At 71.3% G+C, this 20,439-nt stretch carries 13 protein-coding genes and 1 pseudogene; 11 read left to right on the top strand and 3 right to left on the bottom strand.

Annotated elements, in window-relative coordinates; translation table 11 throughout:
* Positions 1–35 precede the first annotated feature (35 nt).
* Positions 36–653, top strand: coding sequence for a hypothetical protein (locus QRN89_RS25985; protein ID WP_290351780.1), 618 nt, complete (start codon positions 36–38; stop codon positions 651–653).
* A 312-nt stretch (positions 654–965) separates the two neighbouring features.
* Here the strand turns inward: QRN89_RS25985 and QRN89_RS25990 are convergent, their stop codons facing one another.
* Both QRN89_RS25990 and QRN89_RS25995 read right to left on the bottom strand, forming a co-directional pair.
* Positions 966–1,595, bottom strand: coding sequence for a hypothetical protein (locus QRN89_RS25990; RefSeq protein WP_290351781.1), 630 nt, complete (start codon positions 1,593–1,595; stop codon positions 966–968).
* A gap of 219 nt (positions 1,596–1,814) precedes the next feature.
* Positions 1,815–2,032: pseudogene (locus tag QRN89_RS25995) on the bottom strand (hypothetical protein); the annotation flags it as partial.
* A gap of 1,395 nt (positions 2,033–3,427) precedes the next feature.
* On the opposite strand from QRN89_RS25995, the gene QRN89_RS26000 reads away from it, so the two are divergent.
* The 7 genes from QRN89_RS26000 to QRN89_RS26030 all read left to right on the top strand — a co-directional run bounded on the left by QRN89_RS26000 (position 3,428) and on the right by QRN89_RS26030 (position 15,144).
* Positions 3,428–5,587: a RecQ family ATP-dependent DNA helicase gene (locus QRN89_RS26000; RefSeq protein ID WP_290351782.1), complete on the top strand. Its 2,160-nt coding sequence runs from the start codon at positions 3,428–3,430 to the stop codon at positions 5,585–5,587.
* Positions 5,588–5,771: 184 nt separating this feature from the next.
* The gene (locus QRN89_RS26005) at positions 5,772–7,574 is read left to right on the top strand and encodes a DUF4192 family protein (protein WP_290351783.1); all 1,803 of its coding nucleotides are present in this window, start codon (positions 5,772–5,774) and stop codon (positions 7,572–7,574) included.
* A gap of 589 nt (positions 7,575–8,163) precedes the next feature.
* Positions 8,164–8,922, top strand: a complete 759-nt coding sequence (locus QRN89_RS26010; RefSeq protein WP_290351784.1) for an NUDIX hydrolase — start codon at positions 8,164–8,166, stop codon at positions 8,920–8,922.
* 176 nt (positions 8,923–9,098) lie between these two features.
* Positions 9,099–11,132 (top strand): ATP-binding cassette domain-containing protein, encoded by a 2,034-nt coding sequence (locus QRN89_RS26015; protein ID WP_290351785.1) that lies wholly within the window; start codon positions 9,099–9,101, stop codon positions 11,130–11,132.
* A gap of 159 nt (positions 11,133–11,291) precedes the next feature.
* The gene (locus tag QRN89_RS26020) at positions 11,292–12,179 is read left to right on the top strand and encodes a FadR/GntR family transcriptional regulator (RefSeq protein ID WP_290351786.1); all 888 of its coding nucleotides are present in this window, start codon (positions 11,292–11,294) and stop codon (positions 12,177–12,179) included.
* 346 nt (positions 12,180–12,525) lie between these two features.
* Positions 12,526–14,100 carry an RNA polymerase sigma factor gene (locus tag QRN89_RS26025; RefSeq protein WP_290351787.1) on the top strand — a complete coding sequence of 525 codons (1,575 nt, stop codon included), beginning with the start codon at positions 12,526–12,528 and terminating at the stop codon, positions 14,098–14,100.
* Positions 14,101–14,310: 210 nt separating this feature from the next.
* On the top strand, positions 14,311–15,144 hold the full coding sequence (locus tag QRN89_RS26030; protein ID WP_290351788.1) for a S1 family serine peptidase: 834 nt from the start codon (positions 14,311–14,313) through the stop codon (positions 15,142–15,144).
* Positions 15,145–15,372: 228 nt separating this feature from the next.
* Here QRN89_RS26030 and QRN89_RS26035 read toward each other — a convergent pair whose 3' ends face one another.
* Positions 15,373–15,603, bottom strand: a complete 231-nt coding sequence (locus tag QRN89_RS26035) for a DUF7455 domain-containing protein (protein ID WP_290351789.1) — start codon at positions 15,601–15,603, stop codon at positions 15,373–15,375.
* 434 nt (positions 15,604–16,037) lie between these two features.
* Between QRN89_RS26035 and QRN89_RS26040 the strand changes: the two genes are divergently transcribed.
* The 3 genes from QRN89_RS26040 to QRN89_RS26050 all read left to right on the top strand — a co-directional run bounded on the left by QRN89_RS26040 (position 16,038) and on the right by QRN89_RS26050 (position 20,424).
* Positions 16,038–18,155 (top strand): DNA gyrase/topoisomerase IV subunit B, encoded by a 2,118-nt coding sequence (locus QRN89_RS26040; protein ID WP_290351790.1) that lies wholly within the window; start codon positions 16,038–16,040, stop codon positions 18,153–18,155.
* A 134-nt stretch (positions 18,156–18,289) separates the two neighbouring features.
* Positions 18,290–18,835: a DUF485 domain-containing protein gene (locus QRN89_RS26045; protein WP_290351791.1), complete on the top strand. Its 546-nt coding sequence runs from the start codon at positions 18,290–18,292 to the stop codon at positions 18,833–18,835.
* Entirely contained in the window at positions 18,832–20,424 is a 1,593-nt protein-coding gene (locus tag QRN89_RS26050) for a monocarboxylic acid transporter (RefSeq protein ID WP_290351792.1), read from the top strand. The genes QRN89_RS26045 and QRN89_RS26050 overlap by 4 nt, the downstream gene beginning before the upstream one ends.
* The last annotated feature ends 15 nt before the right edge of the window (positions 20,425–20,439 follow it).

The following is a 20,439-nucleotide window of genomic DNA, read 5'->3' on the forward strand; positions in this document are numbered from 1 at the left end:
TGCTCGTCGCACCGGCGTTTGATAAATATCCACCCATGCCTCTCATCCCCGAGGAGCCTCAGATTCACGAGAGCGCCCAGGGTCCCCGCGCTGCATCGGCCGCAGGCCGCACCGCGCCGACCCCCCGTCCCGTACCCGGTCCGCGCGGCGTGTCCGCTCCCCGTCCCGGGCGCCCCGGCCCCGGGCCGGCCAGGCCCGCTCCGCCCGCGCAGCGTGTCCACGGCTCCGCCGCTGTGGCGTCGCCGCGGCAGGAGAATCGTTCCGCGCCGCAGATCCAGCTCATCCCCGCTCCCGCCGAGGGCGCGCTCGACGCCGCCGGCGAGGCCGTCGACCTGCTGCTCGACTCGGGCCGTGCCCCGGGCGAGATCCTCGTGCTGACCACTGGCGAGCAGCACCCCTGGGCGGCCCACGAGCTGTCCTTCGGTGAGACCGCCTACTGGGCCCAGCACGACGCCGCCGACGACGTCTTCTACGCGGATGCCGCCTCGGCGGACCGAGCGGCGTCCCGGCCCGTGGTCGTCGTCGCCGTGAACGGCGGCAACGAGGGCGAAGCGGCGCGTGCGCTGCCCGTCGCCCTGGGGCGTGCCCGGGCGCTGCTGATCGTGTGCGGGGAGCCGCAGCAGATCAACGCGGCGCTCGGCGCGGGCGTCTGAGCCGACCGGCGCGGACCTCGAGACCGGGCGCGGCGCAGGGCTCGTCCGGTGCCACGCCCTGCCCTGACCACGTCGCCCTGCGCGGTGCGTGTGCGCCGTGCGGTGCGGCGGTCGTGGCCGGGTGGGGGACACGGTGCGGTGCCACCGAAGGGTGCGCGCGTACGTGTCCTCGTCCGCAGGGTTGCCGCCCCGTACGCCGATGAGCCGTGCCCTTCGGCGGCGCGGCCCAGAGGGCCGGGGGACGGCCACGCGGTCCGGAGCGGAGTCGCGAGCCGGGGCCCGGAGGCCCCGGAGCCCCGCACTCCGGGCCTTTCAGCGGGCCGCCGTCCGGCGCATCGCTTCGGCGGCGCCGCTCGCCGTGCGCAAGGGGGCCGCTCCCGGACCGGGCACCAGATCCGCGAAACCGTTCGACCGCGAGTCCGAACCGGGGCGGCGGCCGCCGCGGCCTTCGCCGACCACCTGCCACCCGCCGCGCGTCAGCGTGATGTACGCCCCGCAGCGCAGTCCGTGCAAGGTGCAGGCGTCCCGCAGCCCCCACATCCAGGCGCCGTCCTCCTCAGTCCAACGCTCGTCGCCCTCACGGCAGTAGAGCAGCACGGCGGTGCGCACCGGTGAGCGACGGCGCAGGTCGTGCGGGATGACCCGGCGCAGCTGGGCCAGCAGCGCGTTGCGGAACTCCCAGCCGTCGGCCGGTACCGCACGCCGGGCGAACGAGGCGCTGGCGATGAGCCGTTCCTCGGGATCGAGCACGGCGACGACGGCCGTCGAGGGGGCGGGCTCATGGCGGACGTGCAGGCCGGTCACGACCTCGCGGGGGTTGCGAAGGAGGGGTATCCCCGCTTCCGCCCACTCCGCGGGTTCCAGCAGCCTGGCGAGGCGACTGGCGGAGCCGGCCGATCCATTGAACGTAGTGGCTGCGGACGAGGCGAATCCGAAGGTCACGGTCCTCCCTTCGCATACGCGCCCACAGTGCGGGCAGGGTCGGGTGAGGGCGCACCGCGGCAAAGCCCTTGCGGACCGCGACCGGACCGGGCGGGGGGCGGTGGTTCCAATTCTTGCGGGCTCAAGGGCAGGCGGCAACGAGCAATTGAGGCCGCTGACTGGAATGGGTAGAAATGGTGCTCATATCCCTGCCCGTCACTGCGCCCTGTCACGCTCCCCTTACGCCTGAACTGCGAGGACCAGCGGAAACACTTCCTCAGCTTCCGCTCGGCGCAGGAGTCGTGACGCGACGGCGAGGGGCCGGTCGCTGTCCGAAAGATCGTCCACGAGCAGCACCTGGTCGCCGGCTCCTGCCACCGCCCGCGCCAGAGCCGGTGGGACGCGCGGCCTTCATGCAGTCCGCGCACCCGCTGGGCGCTGTTCGTGCGCGAGATGCGCCGGGGCGGGGACCGTCGATCCGGGTGCGGCGGTCGTGGTTCATGGCGCGGTCCGGCTCCGGCGGAGGATCGCGTTCACGATCTCCCGCATCGCGTGGGTACGGGGTGGCCGCTGACCGAGCGATTCGGGTCCTTCCGGGCCGTGATGACCGGCCTGCTCAATGACGACTGCTCAGCGGACAGTTCCCGGATTCGACGCGTGCGTTCCCTCGCCCTGGCACCCGGCCGGCGACCGGCTGCGGACCACCGAGTCCGCTCGCACCCCACCATCAGGCTGCGACGGAACACCCTCGATGAATCAGGAAGCGCCCTCCGAGAAGTCCTCCGTGGTTCCCACCTGATCCTCGTGAATCCTCATTTGCCGCCGGGATGCCGCCGAGTTGTCCCGGTGGGAATTGAAGTGGAGCTCTGCACGTGACCGTTTCCGGCGCCCTGCGGTGTCGGACATACGGTGCGACGCGAAGTGGTGATCACCGGCAGCGGGGGTTCGGCGCACCGTGGGCTTTGACGAGGAGTGGGTCGAGTTGCGGGCCCAGGCGGCCGAACGGCACTCCACAGCCCAGCGGTTGAACCGGCTCCCGACCGGGGACGGACCGGGCCCGCGCTTCCCGGCACGCCGAAGCTCACGTCGACGTCGGCAGAGAAGTACGCCGCCGGCACCGTCCGGCCGACTACATCAAGGCCTGCGTCAAGGCGGTCGACGACCCCGACAAGGAATTCCAGAAGGACCTACCCCGAAGCCGTCGTCAAGGACAGCGGCGGCGGCAGGAGCGACGAAACCGCGGGCGGCTTCAACGGCAATGCCGACAAGGTCGCGAAGGCGGACGTCCAGCGGAAGCGGCAGCGGCCTCGGAAGCGACCGGAGAGTGACGTGCAGGCGGCAGGCCGCGCCCTGCCCGGAGCGGATCACCTCGACGAGCCCTTTCAGGCTCGTGCGGGTGCACGCCGGGACGATCTGGACGCGGATCACCGGCCTCCTGTCCGACGAGGGCGAGATCCTGCACGCCGGCCGCGCAAAGGCGCACCTCACGCTTTCATGAACGGACTGTCCACGGCGGGCTGCGGGATCCCGCCTGTTCGGCACTCTTGCCGTGGCCGGGCCGACCTCCCTTCACGCGATGAGTGCTCCATCCAGCCGCAGAACCCGCTGAACGACGGACTCAGCGCGTGCCGAGGAAATCAGTCCTTCGGGGCCGCAGAACTGGGCGGGCTTCGCATGTCCGATGGCATCGAGGCCCTTGACTGCGTAGACGCGGAGATCGGGATCGGGAGTGGTTCTGGCCGAGCGCAGTGCCCGGCCGTCTCGATCAGCGCGCGGCAGGCGCACCTTTCGTGAGCCCTGTGTCACGTTGGGTGGATTCGCTGATTGTCAGTGCCATCGGGTTGCATGGGGGCATGGACACCCTGGAGCTCCGTGCCGAAGCCGATGCCATCCTCGCTGAGCTGGTCGGTGACCCGGGCGGCTCGGCGCGGCTTCGGGAGGATCAGTGGCAGGCGGTGGCGGCCCTGGTGGAGCAGCGCAGGCGGGCACTGGTGGTGCAGCGCACCGGCTGGGGCAAGTCGGCGGTGTACTTCGTGGCCACCGCTCTGCTGCGTCGTCGGGGCTTCGGACCCACTGTGATCATCTCGCCGCTGCTGGCGCTGATGCGCAACCAGGTCGAGTCGGCGTCGCGGGCGGGCATCCGGGCGCGCACGATCAACTCGGCCAATCCGGAGGACTGGGACACGATCCACGGCGAGGTCGAGCGCGGTGAGACCGACGTTCTCCTCGTGAGTCCGGAACGCCTCAATTCCGTTGATTTCCGAGAGCAGGTACTTCCCAAGCTCGCGACCACGACGGGCCTGCTCGTGGTCGACGAGGCGCACTGCATCTCCGACTGGGGCCATGACTTCCGCCCCGACTACCGCAGGCTGCGGGCCATGCTCGCCGAGCTTGCCCCCGGAGTGCCGGTGCTGGCCACCACCGCAACCGCCAACGCGCGGGTGACGGCAGATGTGGCTGAGCAGCTGGGCACCGGTGCAGGCGAGGCCCTGGTGCTGCGTGGCCCGCTGGAGAGGGAGAGCCTCCGGCTCGGCGTGGTTCGGTTGCCGGACGCGGCGCACCGCTTGGCCTGGCTCGCCGAGCACCTGGACGAGCTGCCGGGCTCGGGGATCATCTATGCGCTGACGGTCGCTGCGGCTGAGGAGGCCACCGCTTTCCTGCGGCAGCGCGGGTTCAAGGTGGACTCGTACACGGGCCGGACGGAGAACGCCGACCGGCTCCAGGCCGAGGCGGACCTTCAGCAGAACCGGGTGAAGGCGCTGGTGGCGACGTCCGCGCTGGGCATGGGGTTCGACAAGCCGGACCTGGGCTTCGTGGTCCACCTCGGAGCGCCGTCTTCTCCGATCGCGTACTACCAGCAGGTGGGGCGCGCCGGTCGTGGGGTGGAGCACGCCGATGTGCTGATGCTGCCGGGTAAGGAGGACGAGGCGATCTGGCGCTACTTCGCCGATGCCGCTTTCCCTCCGGAGGCCCAGGTTCGCCAGACCCTGGCGGCTCTCGCCGATGCGGGACGACCGCTGTCTGTGCCGGCTCTGGAGGCGGTGGTGGATCTCCGGCGGACCCGGCTGGAGACCATGCTCAAGGTGCTGGACGTGGACGGCGCGGTGCGCCGCGTGAAGGGCGGCTGGACCAGCACGGGACAGCCCTGGGTGTACGACACGGAGCGATACGCGTGGGTGGCTCGGCAGCGGGCGGCCGAGCAGCAGGCCATGCGCGAGTACGTGAGCACCTCCCGGTGTCGGATGGAGTTCCTGCGCCGGCAGTTGGACGACGAGGGAGCGGTCCCGTGCGGCCGGTGCGACAACTGCACCGGAGCCTGGATCGACTCCGCCGTCTCGACCGAGGCGCTGACGGGGGCCGCGAAGGAACTGGACCGCCCCGGTGTGGAAGTTGAGCCGCGCCGCATGTGGCCGACGGGGATGCCCGCACTGGGTGTCGACCTCAAGGGGCGCATCCCGGCCGGCGAGCAGTGCTCCACCGGCCGTGCCCTCGGACGGCTCTCCGACATCGGCTGGGGCAACCGACTGCGCCCGCTGCTGGCTGAGAACGCCCCCGACGGACCGGTCCCCGAGGACGTGCTGAAGGCCGCGGTGGCCGTCCTCGCCGACTGGGCGCGCTCGCCGGGGGGCTGGGCGCCGAATGTCCCGGACGCCTCCGCCCGGCCGGTGGGGATCGTCGCTGTGCCGTCCCTGTCCCGCCCGCAACTCGTCGACTCCCTCGCTCAGGGAATCGCGTCCATCGGTCGCCTCCCCTACCTCGGCACCCTGACACACGCCCGGCCGGACAGCGCTCACCCGGCCCGCCGCAGCAACTCGGCCCAGCGCCTCAAGGCGCTGTCCGGAACCTTCGCCGTCTCCGAGGACCTGGCCGTCTCCCTGGCCGGCTCCTCCGGCCCCGTCCTGCTCGTCGACGACTACACGGATTCCGGCTGGACCCTCGCGGTCGCCGCCCGCCTCCTCCGCCAGGCAGGCAGCGGACAGGTCCTTCCGATGGTCCTCGCTGCGGCGGGCTGAACTTCCCCACTCTGCGCGTGCGACGCCGGCACCGGCATGGTCGAGTGCTGCGGCGGCCGTCGTCTTGCGCTCGAACCACCTCCGCGACCACGCGGGCGTCCGCCGGCCGGTCCTCCGGTCGGCCTGTGGACAACGTTATCCACAGGGGTCGCGGTCAGGTGGTGGTCCGCGGGACCGTCGTGCCATGAACAAGCACCACGAACCCACCGGGCCGGCCGACGGCGAGCAGCAGCAGATCACTCTGCGTGGGGCGGCCGAACTCGCCGACGCCCTGCCGTACATGCTGGGCTTCCACCCGACCGACTCCATCGTGCTCGTCGCGCTCCACGGAACGCGGGGCCGTTTCGGCGGGCGGCTCCGTCTCGGCATCCCCGCGTCGCCGCACGAGTGGCTGCCCGTCGCCCAGCACCTCGCCGAGTGCCTGATCGAGGGCAGCGAGCGCCGGGGCTCCCGGCCCGACGGCATCGTCGTCTTCCTGTGCCAGGACCCCGCGGAAGGGGAGACCGGCCGGGCGGTGATGGAGCGGCTGCGCCCGCTGGCACAGTGGCTCCGCACCTCCTGCGGCGCACTCGACGTGCCGGTCCCCGAGGCGCTGTGCATCTCCGGCGGCCGGTTCTGGAGCTACTGCTGCCCGGACTCCCGCTGCTGTCCGGCGGAGGGGACCGCCATGGCGATTCCCGGCACCTCGGTCATGGCCGCCGCCGCGGCCTACGCAGGCATCCGGGTCCGGGGCTCGCTGCGGGAGATGGAGTCGCGTCTCGAACCGCTGAGGACGCCGTCCATGGCCGACCAGGAGCAGGCCCTGGACTCCGCGGGAGCCGCCCTGCTGCCACGGATCCTGCACGGAGGCAGCAGGGAGCAGGTCGGGGCCGAGACCCTGCGGCTCGCCCGCCGGCTGATGAAGCGCCTGGGGGAGCGGGCGACGCTGGACATGGGACGGCCCTCGGCGGACGCGCGCGACGACCGGCTGATCTCCCATGCCGAAGCGGCGGCGCTGATCCTCGGGCTCCAGGACCGCGACACCAGGGACCGGGCCGCCGCGTGGATGGAGGGCCCGGAGGCCCACCGAGCGCTCCGGCTGTGGCGGGCGCTGGCCCGTCGCTGCGTCGGACCCTACGCGGAGCATGCGGCCGCTCCGCTCTCGCTGGCCGGCTGGGTGTCCTGGTCCACGGGTGACGAGCCGAGCGCGCGAGTCGCCCTGAGCCTCGCCCTCCGGGTGGATCCGGAGTACGTCTTCGCGCGCCTTCTCCACCAGGCGTGCAACGACGGGCTGGACCCCGAGGACCTGCGCCGCTGCCTGCGTACAGATGGGACGTCCCCGCGGTCACAACCGGCAGGGGCATCCGGACCCGCCGCGGTCGCCGCCGGTTCGGTGGCCCGCTCGGTGGGTTTCGAACCGGCCGTTGCCGAGCTCACCGCCGGCTCCGCGGGGCACGGGCCTGCTGTTCCGGAGCTCACGACCGGCTCCGCCGGGGACGAGCAGACCGGTCCGGGGCCCGTCGCGGGCTCGGCTGCACCCCAGGAGGTCGCTTCGGGTTCCTCGTCACCGGCGCCGGTGACGACATCGGCGGTGCGGGGAGCTGCGGCACTCGCATCCTCCGAGCCGGACCCTGACCCGCCGGCCGAGGCGGCCCCGGGCGCGGCGGCGGAGACCGCACAAGAAGCGGCTGCGGAGAACGCAGAGGGGACCGTGTCGCGGACGCCCGGCCCGAAGGCGTCCTCGTGTCACGGGGCCGAGGGGGCACGTCGGCCCCGGACGCGCCCCGGCCACGAGCGCCCGGTGTCCTTGGTGCGCCCGGCGGTACGGAAGAAGGGCAAGAGGCCTGGCCCCACCGTTCCAGGGGAGGCCCCGGCAAGCAGGCGCCGTGCCGCGAACGCCAACGGTGATGCCGCGACGGGGAGCCGGGCCCGCCCTGCCGGGCGGCTCGGCGACCGCGCAGCAGGAACGGGAACGGGCGCAGGCGCCGGAACAGGTGGCGGAGCATGACCGGTCGATAGGGGACGGGGAGGGACCGTGCAGCCCGATCGGCCCGCCGCAGCAGCGGGCGTCTCCGCCAGGCTGAGCAGCGGTCTCTGTCGTAGGGCGCGGGGCCGGACGCGACGGTCGGCGAAACGGCAACGGGCTCGTCACCCGGCACCGTTTCCCCAGGCCCAGCCCCAGGCCCAGCCTCAGGCCCAGGCCCCGCCCCGGTCCCCGTCCTGGCCTCCTGCGAGGTTGAGCCAGAGCCTCGTCCCCGTCCGGGGCTCGGCCGGTCCGGCCCGTACGGCCCGCCCAGTCCTGCCGCGGGCCGAGCCTGGTCCCGGGCCGAACAGTCCGGGGGCCGCGGCCGGATCCGTCCCCGATCCCGTCCCGTCCCCCGTCCCTGCCGGGTCGGGGACCGTGCCGGGCGCCGCCCGACGTAGGGGTCTGCGGACCTGGCCCCGAGAGGAGGAGAGAGCAGCGGAGGGGGCGTAGTTGGGCGTGCGAGGACGGCGGGCCGGCGCGTGGCGAGGGCGTCGATCCGGATCACCAAGAAGTCGTCGTTCCTGATCAGGAAGGGAGTGTTTATCGTCAGGAAGACGACTATGATCGCGGCATGCCCTACGACCCGTCGGCCTTTCCGCCCTTCGCTGTCACCGTCGACCTGGTCGTGCTCACCGTGCGGCGCGATGCGCTGTGCGCTCTGGTCGTACGTCGCGGCGAGCAGCCGTACCAGGGTCGGTGGGCGCTGCCCGGAGGATTCGTCAGGGCGGACGAGGACCTCACGGCCGCGGCGGCGCGCGAACTCGTCGAGGAGACGGGGCTCTGCGTGCACGACCCCCACTCGCCCGCGCCCGACAACGGCGCTCACCTCGAACAGCTCGCGACCTACGGTGACCCGAAACGGGACCCGCGTATGCGCGTGGTGAGCGTGGCGCACCTGGCACTGGCCCCGGATCTCCCGGCGCCGCGTGCCGGTGGTGATGCGAACAGTGCGCGCTGGGCGCCCGTCGAGACGCTGCTGAGCCATGAGGGCGGAGCACGCGACGAGGACCAGTCCGGTCAGCTCGCCTTCGACCACACGCAGATCCTGACGGACGGCGTGGAACGGGCCCGCTCCAAGATCGAATACTCGTCGCTGGCCACGGCGTTCTGCCCGCCGGAGTTCACGGTCGGCGAGCTTCGGCGGGTGTACGAGGCGGTCTGGGGCGTCGCCCTGGACCCGCGCAACTTCCATCGCAAGGTGACCGGGACCCCCGGCTTCCTGGTGCCCGCGGGCGGCACCACGACCCGCCAGGGCGGCCGTCCGGCACAGCTCTTCCGGGCCGGCGGTGCGACCCTGCTCAATCCGCCGATGCTGCGTCCCGAGGTCTGACGTCAGTGCGGTGTGCGCGAGAGTGCGGCGTGCGCGAGGAAGCCGCGCCGCCGCACTGACACCCGGCCCACGAGGCTGCCGAGAAAGTCCGAAATGTCGCGTTATCGTGCTGCGGTATCCGCACCTGCCGTATACCCGCCCAGCCGCCGAGCGGTCTTACCTCCGCAAGGGAAGCGATGCTCCAGGCCATCGGACTCACCAGCACCTCCCGCCGGTATCTCGCGCCCGCCGTGGACGATCTGACCTTCGAGGCGAGACCTGGCGACGTCACCGCCCTTCTCGGAGCCAAGGGTTCAGGGAAGAGCACGGCCCTTCGGCTCATGCTCGAACTCGAGGACGGCCGGGGCGTCACGTACTTCCGCGGACGCCCCCTGCACTCCCTCGCCAACCCGGCCCGGGAGGTGGGGGTGCTGCTGGGCGACGTCCCGGGGCATCCCGCCCGTACCGCGCGCGGTCAGCTCCGGATGCTCTGTGCCGCGGCCGGAGTGCCGGTGTCGCGTGCGGACGACATGCTCGACCTCGTGGGCATCGGAGCGCTGCGGGACGCACGACTCGGTTCCCTCTCGCTCGGTATGGACCGCAGACTGGGTCTGGCCTCCGCGCTGTTGGGGGATCCGCACACGCTGCTGCTCGACTCTCCCTCCCGGGGGCTTTCGCCGCGTGAGCACAGCTGGCTCTTCGGTCTGCTGCGTGCTCATGCCGCGCACGGCGGGACCGTCCTCTACACGACCGCCGATCCCAAGGAGGCGGCCAGGACCGCGGATCGCGTGGTCACCATCGACAGGGGGCGGCTCGTCGCAGACCAGGACACGGCCGATTTCGCCCGCACCCGTCTCCGTCCCCGCGTCGCGGTCCGGACCCCGCATGCCGTCCGGCTCGCCGCGGCGCTGAACCGTGAGTCACGGGCCGCGCGTCGATCCGTCGAGGTCGTCGCCGAAGGCGGCAACCGGCTCTCCGTGTACGGGAGCAGCTGTGCCGAGATCGGTGACGCCGCCTTCCGCCACGGCGTGCTCGTCCATCAACTCGCCGACGAGATCGGGGACGCGGGCCCCCGCCCGGCATCCCTCCGCGAGCAGGACGCCCATCGCTTGACCGCCACCGCCCTCCGCGGGTCCGAATTCGGTGCCGCAACCGCACCGGGAGGCCCTGCCCACAGGGCGCTCACCTCGCAGAACGCCGCCGAGGTGCTCCGGTACGGCGGTCCCGCGCACGAGGCGGCGGACGATCCACGCCCGTCCCCCGCTGCGGCGAACACTTCCGATGGCTCCTGCCCCGGGGCCGGTGGCCCCCCTCCCGAGGCCTCCGGCAGCCGCGCCTCCGACGGCCACGCCCCTGGCGGCGCGGCGTGCGCCGATCCCCTCCGGAACGGCCGGGGCGGCACCGAGGCCGCGCAGCACCTTCCCACCCGCCGCGGGACGCCCCGAACCCGAGGGGGTTCTCCGCAGCCGCTGCAGCCGCTGCGGTACGAACTGCGCCGCTTCCTCGGGGTCCGGACGCCGTATCTGATCGTCGCGGCCGTTCTCGTCTCCTCCGCCGCGCTCTCCGCCCTGCTCGCGTACGGTGGGCGCACGCCACTGCCGGGCCTCCTCGCGGCCTGGCCCGATGCGCTGCCGCTGCCGCCCGCCGCGTTCGGGGCCGGTGTCCTCGGTGCCCTCTCCTTCGGGGAGGAGTTCCGCTACCCCGCGCTGGCGGCCGCGCGGGGAACCGTCCCCCGCCGGCTCGGGCTGCTCCTCGCCAAGCTCACGGTGACGGGGGCGGCGGCCCTCGTGATCGGCTGTGCCGTCGTCGCGCTCGACGCCCAGGTGCTGTGGCTGCTGTACGGGGCAGACCCCGTGCCCGTGGTCCCGAACGGGCCGGTGCTCTTCCTGAATTGGGCCGGGCTGCTGGTCGGCTGCGCATGGTCGGGCCTGCTCGCAGCGGGCACCTTCCGCCTCACGGCCGCGGGTGTGGCCGCCGTACTGGCCGTGCCGATGGCGATCGTCCCTCTCGTGCAGAACGTGTTCGGGAGTCCGTCGGGACGTGCGATCGCCGGATTCCCCGGTCGTCTGAGGGAGCTGGCCTGGCTGCAGTGGCCCTCTGAGGTGGACCGCTGGTTGCTCGCGGCGCTGCGGGCGCTCGTCCAACCCGTCGGGACGGCAATGACGTTGTCGTTCTCCGTTCTGCTCTGCTCGTACCTGCTCATCGGCCTTCGCGACAAAGCTCGTTGGTGAGCGATTCTGATCACAGTGCGATGAGCTGCCCGTAACTCCCCGAAGAATGACCGTTTCTTCCCGATAAGGCGTCAATTGCAGGGCGGGCGCCGATCACCCTTTCGTGTGCTTTTCACCAAAGACCTCAAGGGTGGCTGAGGGCACGCCGACAAAGGATGCGTGAGTACCCTTGCGCACACCATGATGACCGCCGCCCGCCCCGTCGAGTCCGGCCTCGCCGGCCCGGGCGATCTCGACCGATACCCCTACCCGGAGGTGCCCGGCGTCGACCGGGTCGGCCCTCCGGCCTGGGACACCACGGAAAGCGAGTTGGGCCGGGCCGGCCGCCGTGCCGCAGGCAGTCGGGGCCGCGGGCTCCACGGTCAACTCGTCCAGCAGCTGGGGCAGATGATCGTCTCCGGAGACCTCGGGGCCGACCGTCCGCTCGTGCCGGAGGAGATCGGCCAGCGCTTCGAGGTGTCCCGCACCGTGGTCCGCGAGTCGCTGCGCGTCCTCGAGGCCAAGGGCCTCGTCAGCGCCCGCCCGAACGTCGGCACCAGGGTCCGTCCGGTCAGCGACTGGAACCTGCTGGACCCCGACATCATCGAGTGGCGCGCCTTCGGTCCCCAGCGCGACGACCAGCGGCGTGAGCTGACCGAGCTCCGCTGGACGATCGAGCCGCTCGCCGCCCGGCTGGCGGCGGGGCACGGCCGGGAGGACGTCCAGCAGCGCCTCGCCGACATGGTCGAGATCATGAGCCACTCGTTCACGCAGGGTGACGGGATCACCTTCACCCGCGCCGACGCCGAGTTCCACTCGCTCCTGATCCAGGTCGCCGGCAACCGCATGCTGGAGCACCTGTCGGGCATCGTCGGCGCCGCCCTCCAGGTCTCCGGGGGACCGACCGCCGGCTGCGACCGCCCTTCCGAGGCCTCCCTCGCGCACCACGCGCGGATCGTCGACGCCCTCGCCGCGGGCGACGCCAACGGCGCCGAGACGGCCATGCGGCAACTTCTCACCGTCCACCCCGAGGTGGAGCGCGTGGTCCCGGCTCCGCGCGAGCACTGACTCGCCGGCTGCGGCCGGGGCGTTCGAGGCGTACCCATCCTGTGTCGCCGGACCGGGGGGTCCGGCGACACGATTGTGGGGTCGAATGCTGAATGGACCCCCATTTGGTCGTTTCGTCGCAAATGAGGTGTGACTCGGGCCACGCGGATTGGGCGTAACACTCCTCGAGACAGTGCGATGACCTAAGAGGTGACAGCCGAGGAGGGAATACGGGCGCCGATCACGGCGCTGTTCACTCTCCGAGGTTCAGCCCGCGCCGTCGGTACATCCCCAGCCGGCGGTCGTCGGCTCCGGCCCGATCATGGGCGGGGCCGGAAGCCGTTTCCATCGTTCCGAGAGGTTGTTCGTGTCGGCCAGCACATCCCGTACGCTCCCGCCGGAGATCGCCGAGTCCGAGTCTGTGATGGCGCTCATCGAGCGGGGAAAGGCTGATGGGCAGATCGCCGGCGATGACGTGCGTCGGGCCTTCGAGGCTGACCAGATTCCGCCAACCCAGTGGAAGAATGTTCTGCGCAGCCTCAACCAGATCCTCGAGGAAGAGGGTGTGACGCTGATGGTCAGTGCCGCGGAGTCGCCCAAGCGCACCCGCAAGAGCGTCGCAGCTAAGAGCCCGGCAAAGCGCACCGCCACCAAGACCGTCGCGGCCAAGACGGCCACGGCCAAGACCGTCGCCGCCTCCGCCGCCGCGTCGTCGGCCGCGGCCGACGACGACGAGATCACCACGGCCGCCGCCGGCGAGACCGCCGCGCCCGCGAAGAAGGCGGCGGCGAAGAAGACCGCGGCCAGGAAGACGACGGCCGCGAAGAAGACCGCCGCGAAGAAGACCGCGGCCAAGAAGACGACGGCGGCCAAGAAGGACGCCGAGGAGCTGCTCGAGGGCGAGGAGGTGCTCGAGGAGCCGCAGGCCGGCAAGGCGGGCGGCGACGAGCCCGAGGGCGCCGAGAGCGCCGGCTTCGTGCTGTCCGACGAGGACGAGGACGACGCCCCCGCGCAGCAGGTCGCCGCGGCCGGCGCCACCGCCGACCCGGTGAAGGACTACCTGAAGCAGATCGGCAAGGTCCCCCTGCTCAACGCGGAGCAGGAGGTCGAACTGGCCAAGCGCATCGAGGCGGGCCTGTTCGCCGAGGACAAGCTGGCGAACTCCGACAAGCTCGCCCCCAAGCTCAAGCGCGAGCTGGAGATCATCGCCGAGGACGGCCGCCGCGCCAAGAACCACCTGCTGGAGGCCAACCTCCGACTGGTCGTCTCGCTGGCCAAGCGCTACACCGGCCGCGGCATGCTCTTCCTGGACCTGATCCAGGAGGGCAACCTCGGTCTGATCCGCGCCGTCGAGAAGTTCGACTACACCAAGGGCTACAAGTTCTCCACGTACGCCACCTGGTGGATCCGTCAGGCGATCACCCGCGCCATGGCCGACCAGGCCCGCACCATCCGTATCCCGGTGCACATGGTCGAGGTCATCAACAAGCTCGCGCGCGTGCAGCGCCAGATGCTCCAGGACCTGGGCCGTGAGCCCACCCCGGAGGAGCTGGCCAAGGAGCTCGACATGACCCCGGAGAAGGTCATCGAGGTCCAGAAGTACGGCCGTGAGCCGATCTCGCTCCACACCCCCCTGGGTGAGGACGGCGACAGCGAGTTCGGCGACCTGATCGAGGACTCCGAGGCCGTCGTCCCGGCCGACGCCGTCAGCTTCACGCTCCTCCAGGAGCAGCTGCACTCGGTGCTCGACACGCTCTCGGAGCGTGAGGCGGGCGTCGTCTCCATGCGCTTCGGTCTCACGGACGGTCAGCCGAAGACGCTCGACGAGATCGGCAAGGTCTACGGCGTGACGCGTGAGCGGATCCGCCAGATCGAGTCCAAGACGATGTCCAAGCTGCGCCACCCGTCCCGGTCCCAGGTCCTGCGGGACTACCTGGACTAGGACGAGGCGGCAGCCGCACGACGGAGGGCCCGGCATCCCGAGGGAGCCGGGCCCTTTCCGTGTCCCGCCCGCTCGGCCGTCGTCCGCGGCCGGCCTCGGTGGTCCGCCCGCCGCCCGGCGGCGCTCGCTCACCGCTCTCGCGCGGGTGCGGACCGTGCCCGGCTGGCCGACGCTGAGTGGACGGAGAGCACCGGAGAGTCAGGAGAGCGCATGCGACGTCCCATCACCCGATCCCTGACGACGGCCCTGGCCATGGCCTCCGCGGCCGCTCTGTCACCCCTCCTCGTCCAGGCTCCGGCGGCCGCCGACAGCGTGATCATCGGAGGGGCCGCGGTGCGGTCCTCGGAGATTCCCTGGGTGGTCGCCCTGTCCAGCCGTGACCGGTTCGGAGGTACCCGGGCCGGTCAGTTCTGCGGTGGCGTCCTGGTGGCGCCGACGAAGGTGCTCACCGCGGCCCACTGCCTCAGCCGCGAGGTGCTGGGGACACCGGTGAGCGAGGTGCGGGACCTGCGGGTGATCGCGGGCCGCGAGGACCTGCGCGGCCCCGGCGGCCGGGAGATCCCCGTGAAGAAGGTGCAGCTCGCCCCGGGGTACGACCCGGTGACCAGCTCGGCGGATCTCGCCGTGCTCACCCTCGGCGACGCGCTGCCCGCTCAGCACGCGATCGCCACGGCCCGTCGCGGTGACGAGGCGTACCGGCCGGGGACGGCAGCGACGGTCTACGGCTGGGGCGACACGACGGGGGCGGGCACGTACGCCCGCACACTGCACGCCGCGCCGGTGCGGGTGCAGCCGGACTCCGTGTGCGGGCAGGCCTACCCCGGGAGCGTGATGGGGGGCCGCTACATGCCGGCGACGATGATGTGCGCCGGTGACGCGAGCGGGGGACACGACGCCTGCCAGGGCGACAGCGGCGGCCCTCTGGTGGCCCAGGGCCGGCTGATCGGGATCGTCTCCTGGGGCAGCGGATGCGGCCGGGCCGACGCCCCGGGGGTCTACACCCGGGTCGGTGAGGTGCTGCCGACGGTGGCCGACCACCGGTGAGGCCTGCGCCAGTTGGTGAGAGGACGAGCACTTTCGGCCATGGACGGGTAGGAATTCCCGCCCTGTTGACCGCCCCCGGTGCGAGGTCTGTCACGGAATGCGGTCACATCGGCGCGGTGCGTCACGAAATGGGGCGCGGGCATACGAGAACGGGCGGCCACCCCCTGGAGAGGGTGGCCGCCCGTCGGCCGGCCCTGGACCGGCCCCTGGCTCGTCGTGGATGCGACGTCAGTGCTCGTCTTCTCCGGCACCGGCCGGTACGGCCGTAAGACGGTCCGTCTCATCCTGTATCTCAGCGGCGATCTTCTTGAGTTCCGGCTCGAACTTGCGCCCGTGGTGGGCACAGAAGAGCAGCTCACCGCCGCTTGTCAGGACGACGCGCAGGTACGCCTGGGCGCCGCAGCGGTCGCAGCGGTCAGCGGCCGTCAGCGGGCTCGCGGGGGTCAGAACAGTAGTCACGTCGCCTCTTCTCTAGCTCGACGAGCTGTCGTACCAGGGTCAACATCCAACCAGGCCGAAAACGTTCCCGCTCGTGCCTTTTCCCTGAAACTTCTTCGTCAAGGTGGCTGTCTGCTGCCGGTTGGCGGCGAATGTGCCGTATTGCTTAGCTTTACGGTTTCGCTTGCTTCTCGGGTCTTGAGTCCTCCCGGCTGGGTTGCCGGTTGTTCATGAGGACGTGCCCGGAGCCTAAATGGTTCATGCCTGGAAGGGAACGTGATGTGCACGTCACCCCATCGAGGGATCGAACGTGTATGCGACTCTGCACTAGCATGTTGAATCATGAGGGTGGCGTTACATCGGCTCTACCAGGCCTCGGTACCCTCTGACCGGCGACCGACGCCGGGCCACTTCCCCCACACGGCCACATTCAAATTCAGCGAGGAGCGAACCGCGTGACCGCCGAAACGTCCGTGCCGTCGAGTGCGCTGCTGACCGCAGACCGTGACGGTTCCAACTACACCGCGCGGCACCTGCTCGTCCTCGAAGGGCTCGAAGCCGTTCGCAAGCGGCCGGGTATGTACATCGGCTCGACCGACAGCCGCGGCCTGATGCACTGCCTGTGGGAAATCATCGACAACTCGGTGGACGAGGCCCTCGGTGGTTACTGCGACCACATCGAGGTCATCCTCCACGACGACGGCTCGGTGGAGGTCCGCGACAACGGCCGCGGCATTCCGGTCGACGTCGAGCCCAAGACCGGGCTGTCCGGCGTCGAGGTCGTCATGACGAAGCTGCACGCCGGCGGAAAGTTCGGCGGCGGCTCCTACGCGGCCTCCGGCGGTCTGCACGGCGTCGGCGCCTCCGTCGTCAACGCGCTCTCCGCCCGCCTGGACGTCGAGGTCGACCGGGGCGGCGCGACCCACTCGATCAGCTTCCGGCGGGGTGTCCCCGGCATCTTCACCGAGTCCGGCCCGGACGCGCCCTTCGACCCGGCGAACGGGCTGATCAAGGGCAAGCGGGTCCCCAAGAACCGCACCGGTACCCGTGTCCGCTACTGGGCGGACCGGCAGATCTTCCTCAAGGACGCGAAGCTCGCGCTGGAGACGCTCCACCAGCGCGCCCGCCAGACGGCGTTCCTCGTGCCCGGCCTCACCCTCGTGGTCCGCGACGAGCGCGACCTGGAGGGCGAGGGCAAGTCGCAGGAGATCTTCCGCTTCGACGGCGGCATCAGCGAGTTCTGCGAGTACCTCGCCCAGGACAAGGCCGTCTGCGACGTTCTGCGACTGACCGGTCACGGCACGTTCAAGGAGACCGTCCCGGTCCTCGACGACCGCGGCCACATGACGCCGACCGAGGTCACCCGTGAACTCGGCGTCGACATCGCGCTGCGCTGGGGCACCGGTTACGACACGTCGGTCAAGTCGTTCGTGAACATCATCGCCACCCCCAAGGGCGGCACCCACGTCACCGGCTTCGAGCGCTCCGTCACCAAGACCATGAACGAGGTGCTCCGCTCCGCCAAGCTCCTTCGCGTCGCCGAGGACGACATCGTCAAGGACGACGCCCTCGAAGGGCTGACCGCCGTCGTGACCGTGCGGCTCGCCGAGCCCCAGTTCGAGGGCCAGACCAAGGAGGTCCTCGGCACGTCCGCCGCCAACCGCATCGTGGCCAATGTGGTCGCCAAGGAACTCAAGGCGTTTCTGACCTCGACCAAGCGCGACGCCAAGGCGCAGGCGCGGGCCGTCCTGGAGAAGGCCGTCGCCGCCGCGCGCACCCGGATCGCCGCCCGCCAGCACAAGGAGGCGCAGCGCCGGAAGACGGCCCTTGAGTCGTCCTCGCTGCCCGCGAAGCTCGCGGACTGCCGCAGCGACGACGTCGAGCGCAGCGAACTCTTCATCGTCGAGGGAGACTCCGCGCTCGGCACGGCCAAGCTCGCCCGGAATTCGGAGTTCCAGGCGCTGCTGCCGATCCGCGGCAAGATCCTCAACGTGCAGAAGTCGTCGGTCTCCGACATGCTCAAGAACGCCGAGTGCGGCTCGATCATCCAGGTCATAGGGGCGGGGTCCGGCCGGACCTTCGACATCGACGCCGCCCGCTACGGCAAGATCGTCCTGCTCGTGGACGCCGACGTCGACGGCGCGCACATCCGCTGTCTGCTGCTCACGCTCTTCCAGCGCTACATGCGGCCGATGGTCGAGGCCGGCCGGGTCTTCGCCGCCGTGCCGCCGCTGCACCGGATCGAGCTGGTCCAGCCCAAGAAGGGCCAGGACAAGTACGTGTACACGTACTCGGACAACGAACTCCGCTCCACGCTGCTGGAGTTCCAGCGCAAGGGGATCCGCTTCAAGGACTCGATCCAGCGCTACAAGGGCCTGGGCGAGATGGACGCCGACCAGCTCGCGGAGACCACCATGGACCCGAGGCACCGCACGCTGCGCCGGATCAACATCGGCGACCTGGAGGCGGCGGAGCAGGTCTTCGACCTGCTGATGGGCAACGAGGTCGCGCCGCGCAAGGAGTTCATCACCAGTTCCGCGGCGACCCTGGACCGCTCGCGCATCGACGCCTGACCCCTGCCCCGGGCGGAGCGCCGGCCTCCGTCACCTAATGGGGTGAAGAGCAGAAGAGAAGAGTCCGGGATCCCCCCGTTCTGTCCATCCTTGGGCACGCGGCCGTAACGGTGCGCTGACAAGGAGAACTGAGCGTGGAGAAGCAGCAAGGCCGGGACGGCGATGCGGTCCGCATCGACGACCCGTGGTACGACGCGCTGGCCTCCGGCTGGGGCGAACCGGGCGGTGCGGACGAGTCCGTACTCCCGGCGCCCCCGGCCGCGGGAGCCGGCGGACACCGCCACCGGGCGAGCGACATCTATCTGGAAGTGCACCGCAGCGCGGCCTTCCAGGAGGTCCGCAGCCGCTACCGGCGGTTCGTCGTGCCGGCGACCACTGCGTTCTTCATCTGGTACGTGGCGTACGTGATCACGGCCACCGCGGCACCCGCGCTGATGGCGCGGCCGGTGGCCGGCGCGGTCAACGTGGCGATGGTGGCCGGGCTCGGCCAGTTCCTCAGCACCTTCCTGCTGACCTGGGCGTACGCGCGTCATGCCCGGTTGCGCAGGGACCGTGCCGCGCTCGATCTCCGCTGGGCGGTCTTCGACCGGACGCGGGACACCGAAGCGGCGGGCGGCGACCCCGCCGACGGCATCCGGCTGCCCCGGCAGACCGACGCGGCGCGGGAGAACGAGCGTTGACGGGCGATCACCAGACCCTGGCCCTCGTGCTGTTCAGCGCGTTCATCGCGGTGACCCTGGCCATCACCACCTGGGTCAGTCGCAACCGGCGGGGCTCGGCGGAGGAGTTCTACGCCGGCGGACGGCTCTTCTCACCGATGGAGAACGGCTTCGCGATCGCGGGCGACTACATGTCGGCGGCCTCCTTCCTCGGCATCTCGGGTCTCATCGCGCTCTACGGCTACGACGGAATGCTGTACTCGGTGGGGTTCCTCGTCGCCTGGCTCGTGGTGCTGTTCCTGGTGGCCGAACTGGTCCGCAACTGCGGACGGTTCACGCTCGCCGACGTCGTCGCCAGCCGGATGAGCGAGCGTCCCGTCCGTATCGCCGCGGGAACCTCCTCGGTCGCCGTGTCCGTGCTCTACCTGGTGGCACAGATGGTGGGAGCGGGCAGTCTGGTCGCCCTGCTCCTCGGCGGGACGAGCGAGGCCGCCCGTTCGTGGACGGTCATCGGCGTGGGCGCGCTGATGGTCGTCTACGTGTCGATGGGAGGGATGCGGGCCACCACCTGGATCCAGATCGTCAAGGCCGTACTGCTGATGGCCGGCGCCACCGCGCTCACCGTGCTGGTCCTGACCCGCTTCCACGGGGACGTCAACGAACTGCTCGACTCCGCCGCCGCGCAGAGCGGGCACGGCAAGGACTTCCTCTCGCCCGGACTGCGGTACGGCACGGACTGGACCGCGCGCCTGGACTTCATCAGTCTCGGGCTCGCCCTGGTGCTCGGGACCGCCGGTCTGCCGCACATCCTGTCCCGCTTCTACACCGTGCCCACGGCGCGGGCGGCCCGTCGCTCGGTCGTCTGGTCCATCGGACTCATCGGCAGCTTCTACCTGATGACGATCGTTCTCGGGTTCGGCGCGGCGGCCGTCCTCGGCACCGACGAGGTGCGCTCGTCGAACGCCGCGGGGAACACGGCGGTCCCCCTGCTCGCCCTCGACCTCGGCGGTGGGGCGGGCTCCACCGGAGGCACGGTGCTGTTCGCCGTCGTCGCCGCGGTGGCCTTCGCGACGATCCTGGCCGTCGTCGCCGGTATCACCCTCGCCTCGTCGGCGTCGGTCGCCCACGACCTGTACGCGTCGCTGAGGAGGCGGCACGGCAAGGGACACAGCGAGGTGGCGGTGGCACGGGTCGCCGCCGCGGCGATCGGCGCCGCCGCGATCGCGCTCGGTCTGCTCGCACGTGACCTCAACGTGGCGTTCCTGGTGGGGCTCGCCTTCGCCGTCGCCGCCTCGGCGAACCTGCCGGTGCTGCTCTACTCGCTGTTCTGGCGGAACTTCACCACCCGCGGCGCGGTCTGGTCGGTGTACGGCGGCCTGTTCCCCGCGGTCCTGCTCGTGCTGCTCTCACCGGTGGTGTCGGGCAGCCCCGAGGCGCTCTTCCCCGAACTGGACTTCCAGTTCTTCCCGCTGCAGAACCCGGGCCTCGTCTCCGTCCCGCTCGGCTTCCTCGCCGGCTGGCTCGGCACGGTGACGTCCTCCGAGGTGCCGGACGAGGCGAAGCACGCCGAGACGGAGGTCCGGGCGCTGACGGGCGCGGGCGCGGTCTGAGGGGGGCCGCCGACG

Origin of the sequence: Streptomyces sp. HUAS CB01 (genome assembly GCF_030406905.1) — a bacterium.
In the GTDB taxonomy this organism is placed as follows: Bacteria; Actinomycetota; Actinomycetes; order Streptomycetales; family Streptomycetaceae; genus Streptomyces; species Streptomyces chengbuensis.

Bases quoted from the DNA above. Each gene is read 5' to 3' on its own strand.
- QRN89_RS25985 (WP_290351780.1), top strand. From the start codon at position 36: ATGCCTCTCATCCCCGAGGAGCCTCAGATTCACGAGAGCGCCCAGGGT.
- QRN89_RS26000 (WP_290351782.1), top strand. From the start codon at position 3,428: ATGGACACCCTGGAGCTCCGTGCCGAAGCCGATGCCATCCTCGCTGAG.
- QRN89_RS26005 (WP_290351783.1), top strand. From the start codon at position 5,772: ATGAACAAGCACCACGAACCCACCGGGCCGGCCGACGGCGAGCAGCAG.
- QRN89_RS26010 (WP_290351784.1), top strand. From the start codon at position 8,164: ATGCCCTACGACCCGTCGGCCTTTCCGCCCTTCGCTGTCACCGTCGAC.
- QRN89_RS26015 (WP_290351785.1), top strand. From the start codon at position 9,099: ATGCTCCAGGCCATCGGACTCACCAGCACCTCCCGCCGGTATCTCGCG.
- QRN89_RS26030 (WP_290351788.1), top strand. From the start codon at position 14,311: ATGCGACGTCCCATCACCCGATCCCTGACGACGGCCCTGGCCATGGCC.